Source organism: Sphingobacterium arenae (assembly GCF_014692505.1).
GTDB lineage: Bacteria > Bacteroidota > Bacteroidia > Sphingobacteriales > Sphingobacteriaceae > Sphingobacterium > Sphingobacterium arenae.
In genome coordinates, this window is the sequence record NZ_JACNYK010000004.1 from 38,017 (window position 1) to 49,692 (window position 11,676).

An 11,676-nucleotide genomic window follows, 5' to 3' on the forward strand; every position below is an offset into this window, starting at 1 on the left:
AAAACGATCACTTTATGATGTTATATAATAGAATATCGTTAGTTATGCTGACAATTTTGATGACAACTGTTCTTTCCGAGGGATCTGCACAAGATAAAGATGCTTCCCAAGCTGTTGAAACGGCCACAAAATCACTTATCGAAGCCATGTTAAAACCGAATGAACAGGTGTTAAATAAACTTACATCGGATAAGCTTAGCTATGGACATTCTAGCGGTACTGTAGAAACAAAAAAGCAGTTTGTGCAAACGCTTATTTCTAGAGCTTCCGTCTTTGACGAAATTCAAACTACGGAGCAAACAGTGGCTGTGCAGGGTAACACCGCAATTGTTCGTCACACCTTAAATGCCAAAACAAACGATCCGGGGAAAGGCCCGGCCAACATCCGTTTAGGTATTATGTTAATATGGGTGAAATCGAATGACGGCTGGCAGCTTTTTGGTCGGCAGGCGTTTAAACTTTAAACTGTAGGCAAAATTTTCTCTATTACTGCTGTTGTACGTAACGCACTTTCTCCAGTCGAAGGACAATACCCTTCTCCCCGCAATTCTTTGACGATAGATTCTATTAAAGGCTGTTGGATATGTTGTGGCTTTTTAAAATCAAAAAACTGTGTGCCCGACGGCGTTATCCAGGCTATCGGTGAAAAATCGAAGGTGCTAAAGCGTATCTCTCCATTTGTGCCTGTGATAATGATTTGGTCCTGTTCTGCTTCGCTGATACTTGAAAAAGTCCATGTTCCGTTTCCCAAGACGCCATTGTTGTGCAGCCAACTTGCACACACGCTATCCGATACCTTATAATTTCCCGCGAGATTGTTAGCATATCCCCTCACCTCTGCTATTGGTCCTATAATATAGTCTAATATATCAAGTGTATGAGGCGCCATATCAACAAAATATCCTTCTCCTCCAATTTCTTTTTTAATCCGCCAAGTATGTGTATTGGGGTCTAAGTCGGAAAGATAGGGCGGACGTATCAGTCGGACAGATACAGTCAACAATCTTCCGATCTTCCCCTCATCGATCCATTGCTTAACTTGAAAGAAATAGGGCAATGCTCGGCGATAAAAAGCAACAAACAAGGCAACACCCTTCTGCTTTGCCAGCTCATACATCTCCTTCGCTTCCCTATATGACATGGCCATTGGTTTCTCCACATATACCGCTTTTCCAGCTCGTATCACTTGTAACGCATATTCTTTATGGGTACTTGGAGGTGTTGCAATGTAGACAATGTCGATATTTGGATCGGCCAATAATGTTGTCACGTCTTGATATACTTTTGGAATCCCATGTCGAAGCGCATAATCTTCTACTTTCTCTCTTGTTCGTGCAGTGACAGCCAATAATATAGAATGAGGTGTTTTATAAAAAGCTGGACCACTCTTTACTTCCGTAACATCGCCAACGCCGATCATTCCCCATTTTATAGTTTCCATATTTATTATTCTTTAAACGGCAGCTATTTAAAACCTAAATATAGGAAAAGAATTGGAAGCGAAGCTATAAAAGTGCTATCGGATTTCTTTGTTTTTTAGTCCGACCTTTAATTCCAACGTGGTCACTCTTTCCATCAGTATATTTCTGTGCTTTATTAATTGTCCGTTCGTTTCTTCCAGTTCACGAACTTTGTCTTGTAGGCTTATTAGTCTCTTCAACAGTGCATTCTCTTCCAATAAATCTTGATGATGTAGATCCGATTTGATCTCACGCAATATCGGGGTTTCCCTAGGCATGTCAAACAGCGTTTTGGTTCTTTGACTAGACATGGGTTTTGACGTATTTAGAAGCGGTACTATTTTTTTCACCCAAGCCAACATCGTCCGTTTATCCTTAATGTTATATCGATCCATAGCCTCCTCTAAAAGTAACTCCCCTGACGTAATCGCTTTTACCGCTTCTATTTGTATTTCTTTTTTAGACTTCTTCATTTAAAAATACGGGTAGATTATGACACATTTTATATTCGTAGTCCTACCGAGACTATAATGGAATATATTTTTTTCCTTTATAAGCCCTGGGGTGGCGAAAACAATAGAATATCTAAAAGATGAAATAATTCATCTGTTAATCACTCATTCGAAAAATATAACAAAACTCGTATTTTTATTATATTTGTGTTGGTCATAAGTAGTCTCGGTAGGACTACATTTTTTACCTAACTTCGCGGCACTACTTGTAACAACAATCCACATCCTTATGAAAACATTTGATATAAGATTCTCTGTGGAGAAAAATACGGTCTATCTACAATTACATCTAAAAAAGGGTATTTATAGATTTGACACCCCTTATCAAATCACAGAGAAAGAATGGAATTATGCCGAGCAACGTCCGAAAAACCCTTACACAAAAAACGCAAAGACTATTTATGACGGTTTGAACAGGATCAAAATAAAAATAGCAAATTGGTTGAGAGACGAGAAGGTAAACAAAGTTGATATACAACAAGGCATACAAGATTGCTTGATAGAAGCTTATAAACAGAAGCCCATTATAAAAGGAGATTACCTTGTTCATCAAATCAATGCGTATATAGATAGTCGAAAACATGTTATTGAGCCAAACACATTAAAACGATACTATGTATTCTTACGTCTGGTTCAACGATTTGAGGGCTATGCGATGAAACATTTCAAGATCAAGGAAGTCAACGCTTCCTTTGTAAAACAGTTTTTCCTTTATGGAACGTCCGAAGACTACTCCCCAAGCACGCTTTACCGTACGGTTTCGTTTGTCCAGACAGTGCTCAATTTTCTAGAAAAACGAGGAGTAAGAACTTTCGCGTACGAATTAGAATTACCGAAAATAAAAAAGAAGACACCTTTTGTTACACTGACAGAGGAAGAATTAAACCGTATCAAACATACTTCTATTCCCGCAGAACTGCAACATGCAAGAGATTGGCTCCTCATTAGCTGTTATACAGGCCAACGTATATCTGATTTTATGAATTTTCGATCGGATATGTTACGAACAATTAAAGGCAAAAATTGTCTCACATTCCAACAACAAAAAACAGGAAAAGATATTTTATTGCCCCTCCATCCAGAAGTGCTCCATATTATAAAAAAATATCAGAACAAATTCCCTCCAAAGCTGTCGGAACAACTATACAATAGACAAATTAAGGAAATTGCCAAATTTGCCGATATACATGCCTTGGTATACTATAATAAACGATCGGGTCATCGTAGCAAAGCACTCCAAATACCAAAATGGCAAGCCATATCCAGCCATATAGGTCGACGCAGTTTTGCATCCAATTTCTATGGAAAGATACCTACTGCATTATTAATGGAGGCTACAGGCCATGGTTCAGAAAGCATGTTCCATAATTATATCAACCAGATGGATATACAGCGGACTATAACGTTAGCTAAGTATTTTGACCATGCTTATGAGCATTCCCCTATTAATGAAAAAGCGGACGAATAGTAACGTCCGCTTTTTCATACCACGAGGGCAAGTTTGCCCAAAAACATACTTTTTTCCATCCACTCATGTGCTGCCGCAGCATCTTCCAGTGGAAATACTTTAAATAGCTGAGGCTGAAAAGACTTTCCAATCAGCGGCCAAACATGACGATATATGTCCCGTGTCAAAGGTATTTTAAAAGATAGATCTCTAGCACGGAGTGTACTTCCCGTTATTAAAATACGTTTTTGCATCAATGTTAAAATATTAAGTTCTACCTGATGTCCTTTCATCGCATTAATATACACCAAGCGACTATCGGTGCTCAACACATCGATATTCTTCTTGAAATATTCGCCCCCGATGCTGTCTAACACAACATCTACTTTCTCATCATATAAAACCTCACAAAAATCATTTGTTTTATAGTTGACGACTTTGTCAGCCCCTAATTGTCGACAGTAGGCCTCTTTTTCTGTCGTACTAACGGTTGTCAGCACCCTTGCCCCAAAAGCTTTTGCGAGCTGAATAGCCGTGCTTCCGATGCCTCCTGCCCCACCATGAATCAAAATAGTTTCTCCTTCTTGCAAAGCTCCCCGTCGAAATACGTTATCCCAGACTGTATATACCGTTTCTGGTAAAACGGCAGCCTGTACAAAGCTTATTCCTCCAGGTATAGGAAGACACATATCCTGATGAGCCGCTACATATTCTGCATAACCACCCCCTGCCACGAGACAACATACAGGCTCTCCTATTTTCCATTCTGTTACAGCCTTACCTATTTCGACAATAACGCCAGCCACCTCCAATCCTGGAACGTCTTTCACCACTCCGGCGGGAGCGGGATAACTCCCTTTACGCTGAAAAATATCTGGGCGGTTTATTCCGGCAGCTTTGATCTGTATCAGCACCTCATACTCCGCTATTGCCGGTATAATGCGTTCTTCCACCTGTAGAACATCCGGACCACCCGCTTTTGTAATGACAATTGCTCGCATTTTATTTTTTATTTTTTGGATATTTCTGCAAACGTAGGTTTAACGTGACCATAAAATAACGTCCAAGCCGATTGTTTCTTGCCTCATAAACATCATTACCTATATATTCACTATAGGTACCCATATTTTTATTTTGATCTAATAAATCAAACCCCTGTAGACGTAACAACGCACGCTTATTATGCAAAAAAGAAAACTCTAAATAAGCGTTGATGATCGTCGGATTAATATTCATAAAACTACTGGCGTAACCAGAATTAAAGCGTTGCGACATCTCAGCACCTAATGTGATATGGTCTCCTAGATAGCCTTTTGTGGCGACACTTGCCAATAAACTTTGGCCCGTAATTTTCGTGGGATAGGGCCATGTATAGCTCGCTTTATTTAAAAGATAGTTTGCGTTAAACATGGATTCAAAATAATCGCTCCATGTGTAACGTAGTTGGGCCGATTGGGAATATATGAATTGTTGCGTAGTATTTCGTTGATCATTCACGTAAGATAGATTGTTATAATAGTCTGTGTTTCCACTAATATCCAATTGTACGTTCTCATTAAATAACGGTGTATTGAAGAGATAATACCATTTAATATCATAATAGCCATCCGTATTTTTAAATGTCGTTTCTTGGATTGTAGATCCTGAAACTGCATTTTTATCAGATACAATTTTATTAGCCACATAGTTATATGCAAAATTAGTTTCCAGGTATTGTCCTTTCGATGTCACAAATTTCCGAAGTGTAGTACTAATTCGGTTCGAAAATTCTGCCTTTAGCTCCGGGTTTCCAACAATAATATTTTGGGAATTACTATTATCCCTTACCGGGATAATATGCAAAAGATTAGGTTGGTTGTTTTTGCCCATGTAATCAACACTCCAATCAGTTTCTTCATTCAATCGCCATTTAAAACCTGCTGTGGGTACCAAATTAACATTTTCATACGTGTATTGCATATCTTCCCTCGGGAGGAAGCCCGTCAATCTAACAGGCTGTACCCCAAACCCAATATTGGCTTTAAAAGCTTTATTTGGGGTATATTGGTAATTCAGCCCCATACGACTGTTTCGAAAGCGATAATTGTAATTCACGCCCAATGAATCAACATAGAAAAAATAACCGAGTTCCTCGGACTTCAGTTTATCTTCTACTATTCTTTGCGTAGTCATATCGGTTAGCTCATAATTGTATGAAAATTCCAGCGTGCTGCGTTCTGAAAAAGGCTCTACAAAAGACATAGCAGCCCTGATGCCATCTGTTCCATTGCGCTGTTGAATAAAATACCGCTGCTCATATAGACTTTGTATAGGATCTACGGGCATTGAATCTACAGATATGTAACGATCAAATACATCTTCCAGTTTACGCTGACTATTGAAGTTAAGGGAAACATTTCCTAACAATTTTCTGCCGGGTTTCTGGAATGCTTTAGCATATTGGATGTTTACATCCAAGTTAGGGTTCTTTTGATAAGAAGAATCTTGGTAAGTTCCTCGATTGGTTACTCTATTGTTGTTAACATGTCGCTTGCGGTTATTCCAAACGTACACCCTACTGTAGGAAAACACCGGTTTTATCTCGAGCACATCATGATTTTTGAACCGATGTTTAAGTTCCGCCGTGAATCTATGAAAATTATCGTCGTTTGTTACATCATATTTTTCCTCGTTGGAGATCCGGTTTCTGAAATAATCCGACTGTAGAATCGAATTTCCTTCGGTGAAATTTTTCTTCCGCGTAAAGCTATAGCTAGCATTGAACTGTGTTTGGTCCGCTAGATTGTCAGAAAAACTAAACCCCAATGATTTTATATTATTCAGACCGTCTGTGGGATCAGCAAAATCATTAATGTCCAAAAGCGACTTTTCTCGTTCGCCCACCCCTGTCGGTGAACCAAAAGAAAATAAACTCGTATTAGTGTTGTTCATAGAACCTACCACTGAGAACTCCTGACCGTCATTAAAACGATTAAGCCCCGCGCTACCGATATACCGCTCTCTGGTGCCTCCCCCAGCGGTCAATTGCCCAAAAGAAATACGTTTGCTATCCTCCTTTAGAACGATATTCAGAATTTTCTCAGGTTCTTCTGTCGTGAAACTCCTATCTGTTATGTACGCATCACGATGGTTTAATATCTGTATGCTTTTAATAAAATCAGCGGGTAAATTCCGCGTGGCCGTCAACACATCACCTCCAAAGAACTTTCTGCCGTCTACCTGCACGGATGAAATCGGCTTTCCCTGCGCATACACCGTACCATCACGAGAAACCTGGATGCCCGGCAGCTGCTTCAAAGCCTCTTCCAAAAGTGAGTTCGCTCGAAAAGTAAAAGCATCCATATTATATTGAATGGTATCACCAGCATAAACTACAGGAATAGTTTTTACTACATATACACCTTCTAGCAAGGAACTTTGCGACCGCAGCACCACATTGGGCATGACGATAAAACTGGATGACTTTGGAGAGGACAATGCCCTATTGACACTCTGATAGCCCAACATACTGTAAAAAACCCGAATATCCGTCCCTTTTACGTCTTTAAAACGGTAATACCCTGCATTCGAACTTATCGCCGTAATCGTGTCGCTCGTACTCGTCAGTCGTATCGTCACACCCTTTAATCTCGTTCCTATACTATCTACCACAAACCCCTGAATCTGTCGCGGCTCCGTCTGAGCTTTTGCTCCAACCGAACCCAGTCCCATAAAAAAGAGCGTTGCAATCATACATATAAGATACCGGTGCTGTTCCACAAAAACTAACGTTTACGCAATTTCGTCAATATACAAAAAAATGAAATTCAATAAAAGAAAAGCGGGCCATCTCCTTTAGAAATGACCCGCTTACTTCATTTTTTTCGGAATTACTCTCCGTCAAATGTTACCTTCACCAGATGTTTATCAATTTCCCAGCGGCCTGTTCCCTCTTCACCGATCACATCAAACAATTCTAATATACGACGAGCAACATATTCTTCTTCCACTTGTTCTTCTAAAAACCATTGTAAGAAATTGAACGTTACATAGTCTTTCGCTTTCATACATCTGTCTGCGATATTATTAAATTGTTCGGTAACGTGCATTTCCTGTTCCAATGTTTGTTCAAATACACCACGGAAAGATTCGAAGTCAACAGGTATGTTCGTGATCTCCGGAGAAACAGCGCGTCCTCCACGGTTATTTATATAATTAAACAACTTTAACATGTGCTCACGTTCTTCGTCCGCTTGTTTGGCAAAAAACGTCGCCGAATTATCCAGCCCCTGATCATCGCACCACGACGACATAGCCAAATAAAGCGCTGACGCATGTGCTTCTACTTTTACCTGTGCATTCAATATATTTTCTATTTCTTCCGATAATGAAGATTTCAATTTCAGTAGATCTTTCATATTTATTTTATTTTACTCTTATACCTTAATAAATAACAATGTATTCCCCACATTGTTTATACAAAGGTAGACCAATAAAGACAAAAAACAGGCAAAAAAATACAATACGAATTCAGTCTAAATTACAGCTCATTAGACTTAACTTATTTAGAGTCAGTACAATTAAAAGGGTTAGATAATGAGCAATGCGTCCTTACGAAGAATTCTTTTTATTTCGCTATTCAGCTCTATCATAAACTTCGCACCAGCTAAAATATCCTTTAAACTTAGAATGTCCTGAACGGAAAGAATAAAACACCTTTCAGTACGGTGTGGCATTATCATTTCAAAATCTGCAGCACGAGAGGTGTCGGCCAACATACGAGCAATATCCATAGCATCTATACGTTTCTTAAAAAGAAAAAAATCTGAAATTTTAAATGCAGTAGTCGTTTGTTGAAACTCTAACCAGTAACAGTTTTTACGACTACATTGATACACGGCTCCATGTGCCGTCTTAAATACTTCTTCTACTTGTGCTAATGGACAAATCATCGTTTTCAAATTCGCTGAGCAAATATATATCTTATTCAGATTCAATCCAAATAAATTACAAGAAAGTATATAAAAAAAGCTGATCTCTCGATCAGCCTTCTCTTTTTGTTCTTATTTTTCTAAATTTCCTCTTCTGGATTACTCAACAGCTCTTTGTGATTACTTACTGCCGTTCTGGTTTTTGTTTTATGTTTATTGATCTGTCGTCGTAGCGATTCTACAGCAAGATCGGTTGCTTCTTCGAAACTTTTCGCCTGTGCTTTGGCAAATAATTGATTACCTGGTATGTTCATTTTCAATTCCACCACTTTGTTGGCCTCGTCGTCTACATTTTCTAGACGGAGATAACATACGCTTTCGATGATGTTGTCCAAAAACTGTTCAAGTTTAGCTGTTTTCCTTTTGATAAACTCAACTAATTTTTGATCAGCATCAAACTTGATTGATTGCACAGTAATGTTCATTTTTCCTCCTTTTTTTTAAGCCTTTGGATGGGCTTGTTTATAAATAGATTTCAATCTTTCTACAGAGTTGTGCGTATAAACTTGTGTTGCCGCTAAACCAGCATGACCTAGTAATTCCTTAATTGCATTCAAATCCGCTCCATTATTCAAAAGTGTGGTGGCAAAAGTGTGTCGCAACACATGCGGACTTTTTTTCTCTTGGGAAGTAATCTGACTCAAATACTGTCGCACCGTCCGATAAATCAATGAGCGATAGGCTTGCTTCCCTTCTTTGGTAACGATTAAATAGGTTGATTTGTTTTTAAAATCCTGCGCATATTTCAACATCAAATAACGACGGATTTCTTCCAATAATGTCCGGTGTACAGGTACCAGTCTTTCTTTGCCCCGCTTGCCCAATACGCGTATCCTCCTGTTATAGGTATCAATATCGCGTTCTTGAATTGCCAGAAGCTCCGCGAGCCGAATCCCTGTCCCGAATAATATTTCTAAAATCACAAAGTCGCGTACTTCCTCAAAACTTTCCGGATTCGTCGCGCCCCTATCCAATAAGTCTACCATTTTATCCTGCTCGACCACCACAGGCAATTTTCGGGGCGTTTTTAGTGCTTGGACCAGCTGCATAGGGCTTGAAGTAATAACACCCTCTCTTAGTAGAAACTTATAAAAAGAACGTAAAGACGATATAGAGCGGTTAATACTCGAGGCTTGCCTACCATTCTCCTTCATTAAAGCTAGATAATGTCGGACAACGCGATAGTCTACCTCCTCGAAAGCGATTTCTTCAGCTGATAAAAATTCTAAGAAACGGTCTATTTCCAACGCATAGGCCAAAATGGTATGAGTAGAATAACGTTTCTCAAACTCCAAAAAACTTAAAAATCGTTGTTTATTCATTATCTACATCGTTCTCCTATAAATATAGCAAAAAGAGTAGTATGAAAAAATTAATTGGAAAATTTCCGCAAAAAGATGGCATTAAAAAAACTTAGCCGACGGTCTCCGTCGGCTAAGTTTAAAAGAACCCGTTAATTAGATTCTTATAATTTTGAATTTACATCAACAGCGTTCAACTCGTTAAAGGCTTGTTTTAATCGTTCTACAAACGTCTCCTCCCCTTTACGTAACCACACGCGAGGATCGTAGTATTTTTTATTTGGTGAATCCGTACCTTCGGGATTACCGATCTGGGCTTGCAGATAATCCCTGTTCGCAGCTTCGTAAGCACGAACACCATCCCAAAAAGCCCATTGCATGTCTGTATCGATATTCATCTTGATAGCGCCATATGAAATCGCTTCTGCGATTTCTTCCGGTGAAGAACCTGAACCGCCGTGGAAAACAAAGTTTACCGGTTTCTCTGCAGAAATGTTAAACTTATCGCGGATATAGGTTTGTGAGTTATGCAATATAACAGGTTGCAACTTCACATTTCCTGGTTTATATACACCATGGACATTTCCAAATGCCGCAGCAACTGTAAATTTATCGGAAACTTTAGACAGTTCTTCATAAGCATAGGCTACTTCTTCAGGCTGCGTATACAACTTCGAGCTGTCCACATCAGTATTATCTACACCATCTTCCTCGCCACCTGTAACACCCAGTTCGATTTCGACCGTCATACCAAGTGGTTTCATACGTTCTAAATATTTTCTGGAAATCTCAATATTTTCTTCAATTGATTCTTCCGATAGATCTAGCATGTGGGAAGAGAACAACGGTTTGCCATGCTGCGCAAAGAATTTTTCGCCAGCGTCCAAAAGACCATCAATCCAAGGCAATAATTTTTTAGCAGCGTGGTCAGTATGCAATATAACAGCTACACCATAATGCTCCGCAAGCAGGTGAACATGCTGAGCGGCTGATACGGCTCCCAAAATACAGGCTTTTAGCCCATCATTGTTCAAGGATTTGCCGGCATAAAACTGCGCACCGCCATTAGATAACTGAATAATGACAGGCGAATTTACCGCTTTTGCTGTTTCCATAACTGCATTGATCGAATTTGTTCCAATCACATTGACTGCAGGTAAAGCAAATTTATGTTTTTTGGCAATCTCAAAAAGCTCCTGCACCTGATCGCCAGTTAAAACACCCTTAAAATCTTTTAGGCTCATATTTTTTCTATTATTTTGTGTTATTTGAGACTAAAGGTATGGAGTTTTTTCATACCACGCAACACTTAGTGTTAAAAATACACACCAAAAGATTACACATAGAAAAATAGAGACTAGAATTGCGGAAATTCAAAAGTATCAAATATCCATAATGAGTTCCTGAAAGAGACAAGAATTGATCCCGATGAATTCAGGTGGTGAATTAGCGGAAGAACATGTGCTTGGTAACCTATTTGTTCTTCTATTTTCCTGTTATGCTAGAAGGGTATCATTTCAAAAAGAAGCCCTATAAAGGAAATAAAGAGAACGATGATTTCAAAAAGAACACCGCTAATTTTTAATAATATTGATATCTTTATCAGATTATACAACATAAACGATATCACGAATGGGACTACGGGTATACGGAATTAAGAATTGCAACACGGTAAAAAAAGCTTTGACTTGGCTGGAAGAAAACAACCTTCCTTACACTTTTCATGATTATAAAAAAGAACCTGCTACATTACAGCAACTCAAAGCGTGGGAAAAGAAAGTCCCTTGGGAATCCTTAGTAAATAAAAAAGGAACGACGTGGCGAAAGCTTAGCCCAGCGGAACAGGCAGAAGTAATAGATACTGAATCGGCAAATAAGGTTCTTTTAAGCAATAACAGCATGATTAAAAGACCTTTAATTGAATCAACTAAAGGTATTATACTGGGTTTCGATGAAAACGAATATCAGGCTAAACTAAAATAATAC

Annotated in this window: 12 protein-coding genes; 3 read left to right on the plus strand and 9 right to left on the minus strand. The window is 38.9% G+C overall.

Annotation, left to right across the window (positions count from 1 at the left end; genetic code table 11):
• Positions 1-14 precede the first annotated feature (14 nt).
• Complete coding sequence (locus H8B17_RS14350) at positions 15-464, plus strand: nuclear transport factor 2 family protein (protein WP_223816584.1); 450 nt, start codon at positions 15-17, stop codon at positions 462-464.
• On the opposite strand, the gene H8B17_RS14355 is transcribed toward H8B17_RS14350, so the two are convergent.
• On the minus strand, positions 461-1,441 hold the full coding sequence (locus H8B17_RS14355; protein WP_190309924.1) for a Gfo/Idh/MocA family protein: 981 nt from the start codon (positions 1,439-1,441) through the stop codon (positions 461-463). The genes H8B17_RS14350 and H8B17_RS14355 overlap by 4 nt on opposite strands.
• A 75-nt stretch (positions 1,442-1,516) precedes the next feature.
• The gene (locus H8B17_RS14360) at positions 1,517-1,933 is read right to left on the minus strand and encodes a hypothetical protein (protein ID WP_190309925.1); all 417 of its coding nucleotides are present in this window, start codon (positions 1,931-1,933) and stop codon (positions 1,517-1,519) included.
• Between the two features lie 268 nt (positions 1,934-2,201).
• Here H8B17_RS14360 and H8B17_RS14365 point away from each other — a divergent pair, with 268 nt between their 5' ends.
• Positions 2,202-3,440: a site-specific integrase gene (locus H8B17_RS14365; RefSeq protein ID WP_190309926.1), complete on the plus strand. Its 1,239-nt coding sequence runs from the start codon at positions 2,202-2,204 to the stop codon at positions 3,438-3,440.
• A 14-nt stretch (positions 3,441-3,454) separates the two neighbouring features.
• On the opposite strand, the gene H8B17_RS14370 is transcribed toward H8B17_RS14365, so the two are convergent.
• The 7 genes from H8B17_RS14370 to fbaA all read right to left on the minus strand — a co-directional run bounded on the left by H8B17_RS14370 (position 3,455) and on the right by fbaA (position 10,934).
• Entirely contained in the window at positions 3,455-4,420 is a 966-nt protein-coding gene (locus H8B17_RS14370) for an NAD(P)H-quinone oxidoreductase (protein ID WP_190309927.1), read from the minus strand.
• A gap of 1 nt (position 4,421) precedes the next feature.
• Entirely contained in the window at positions 4,422-7,151 is a 2,730-nt protein-coding gene (locus H8B17_RS14375; protein WP_223816585.1) for a TonB-dependent receptor, read from the minus strand.
• A 137-nt stretch (positions 7,152-7,288) separates the two neighbouring features.
• A complete protein-coding gene (locus tag H8B17_RS14380) occupies positions 7,289-7,816 on the minus strand; it encodes a ferritin (RefSeq protein WP_190309928.1) in 528 nt (175 codons plus the stop codon).
• Between the two features lie 171 nt (positions 7,817-7,987).
• Positions 7,988-8,350: a hypothetical protein gene (locus H8B17_RS14385; RefSeq protein WP_223816586.1), complete on the minus strand. Its 363-nt coding sequence runs from the start codon at positions 8,348-8,350 to the stop codon at positions 7,988-7,990.
• Between the two features lie 119 nt (positions 8,351-8,469).
• Positions 8,470-8,814: a ribosome hibernation-promoting factor, HPF/YfiA family gene (hpf, locus tag H8B17_RS14390; RefSeq protein WP_190309930.1), complete on the minus strand. Its 345-nt coding sequence runs from the start codon at positions 8,812-8,814 to the stop codon at positions 8,470-8,472.
• Between the two features lie 15 nt (positions 8,815-8,829).
• A complete protein-coding gene (locus tag H8B17_RS14395; RefSeq protein ID WP_190309931.1) occupies positions 8,830-9,711 on the minus strand; it encodes a tyrosine-type recombinase/integrase in 882 nt (293 codons plus the stop codon).
• 143 nt (positions 9,712-9,854) lie between these two features.
• Positions 9,855-10,934: a class II fructose-bisphosphate aldolase gene (gene fbaA, locus H8B17_RS14400; RefSeq protein ID WP_190309932.1), complete on the minus strand. Its 1,080-nt coding sequence runs from the start codon at positions 10,932-10,934 to the stop codon at positions 9,855-9,857.
• A 388-nt stretch (positions 10,935-11,322) separates the two neighbouring features.
• Between fbaA and H8B17_RS14405 the strand changes: the two genes are divergently transcribed.
• Positions 11,323-11,673 carry an ArsC family reductase gene (locus H8B17_RS14405; RefSeq protein WP_190309933.1) on the plus strand — a complete coding sequence of 117 codons (351 nt, stop codon included), beginning with the start codon at positions 11,323-11,325 and terminating at the stop codon, positions 11,671-11,673.
• The last annotated feature ends 3 nt before the right edge of the window (positions 11,674-11,676 follow it).

Excerpts from the sequence above, each read along its gene's own strand:
- H8B17_RS14350 (WP_223816584.1), top strand. The coding sequence starts at position 15 with ATGATGTTATATAATAGAATATCGTTAGTTATGCTGACAATTTTGATG.
- H8B17_RS14355 (WP_190309924.1), bottom strand. The coding sequence starts at position 1,441 with ATGGAAACTATAAAATGGGGAATGATCGGCGTTGGCGATGTTACGGAA.
- H8B17_RS14360 (WP_190309925.1), bottom strand. The coding sequence starts at position 1,933 with ATGAAGAAGTCTAAAAAAGAAATACAAATAGAAGCGGTAAAAGCGATT.
- H8B17_RS14365 (WP_190309926.1), top strand. The coding sequence starts at position 2,202 with ATGAAAACATTTGATATAAGATTCTCTGTGGAGAAAAATACGGTCTAT.
- H8B17_RS14370 (WP_190309927.1), bottom strand. The coding sequence starts at position 4,420 with ATGCGAGCAATTGTCATTACAAAAGCGGGTGGTCCGGATGTTCTACAG.
- H8B17_RS14375 (WP_223816585.1), bottom strand. The coding sequence starts at position 7,151 with ATGATTGCAACGCTCTTTTTTATGGGACTGGGTTCGGTTGGAGCAAAA.
- H8B17_RS14380 (WP_190309928.1), bottom strand. The coding sequence starts at position 7,816 with ATGAAAGATCTACTGAAATTGAAATCTTCATTATCGGAAGAAATAGAA.
- H8B17_RS14385 (WP_223816586.1), bottom strand. The coding sequence starts at position 8,350 with ATGATTTGTCCATTAGCACAAGTAGAAGAAGTATTTAAGACGGCACAT.
- hpf (WP_190309930.1), bottom strand. The coding sequence starts at position 8,814 with ATGAACATTACTGTGCAATCAATCAAGTTTGATGCTGATCAAAAATTA.
- H8B17_RS14395 (WP_190309931.1), bottom strand. The coding sequence starts at position 9,711 with ATGAATAAACAACGATTTTTAAGTTTTTTGGAGTTTGAGAAACGTTAT.
- fbaA (WP_190309932.1), bottom strand. The coding sequence starts at position 10,934 with ATGAGCCTAAAAGATTTTAAGGGTGTTTTAACTGGCGATCAGGTGCAG.
- H8B17_RS14405 (WP_190309933.1), top strand. The coding sequence starts at position 11,323 with ATGGGACTACGGGTATACGGAATTAAGAATTGCAACACGGTAAAAAAA.